General features: G+C 68.7%; 1 protein-coding gene. It reads left to right on the forward strand.

Going from position 1 to position 691, the window contains the following annotated elements:
- Window positions 1-691 (forward strand): Ig-like domain-containing protein (locus ASC93_RS31525; protein ID WP_162251943.1); only part of this gene is annotated, 691 nt, incomplete at both ends.

A 691-nucleotide genomic window follows, 5' to 3' on the forward strand; every position in this document is an offset into this window, starting at 1 on the left:
CTCGACCATCCGCGACGCGGCCGGCAACAACGCCACGCTGACGCTTTCCGGTCACGTGCCCGCCACCACCGGCATCCTGGTCGACACGATCGCACCGACGGTCGCCGGCAACGTGAGCGTGCCCGCCAACGGCACCTACGTGGCCGGCCAGAATCTCGACTTCACCGTCACGTTCGACGAGAACGTCGTCGTCGCCGGCAGCGACAGCACGCTCGGCCTGACGATCGGTGCGACGGCGCACAACGCCGGTTTCCTGTCGAGCAGCGGCAACACGATCACCTACCGCTATACCGTGCAGGCCGGCGATACGGACGCCGACGGCATCACGGTCGGCACGATCACGGCGGGCACCAGCACCATCCGCGACGCGGCCGGCAACGACGCCAGCCTGGCGCTCTCCGGTCACGTGCCGGCCACCACCGGCGTGCTGGTCGATGCCACGGTCCCGAGCATCGCCGGTAATATCGCCGTGCCGGCCAACGCGACCTACGTCGCCGGCCAGACGCTGAATTTCACCGTCACGTTCGACGAGAACGTCACCGTCACCGGCAGCGACAGCACGCTCGGCCTGACCATCGGCGGCACGACGCGCAGTGCCGCCTTCGCGTCCAGCGCCGGCAACACCGTTACCTATACCTACACGGTGCAGGCGGGCGACACGGATACCGACGGCATCGCGGTCGGCGCAATC

The sequence above is a fragment of the Massilia sp. Root335 genome (genome assembly GCF_001425685.1).
Lineage (GTDB): Bacteria > Pseudomonadota > Gammaproteobacteria > Burkholderiales > Burkholderiaceae_D > Telluria > Telluria luteola.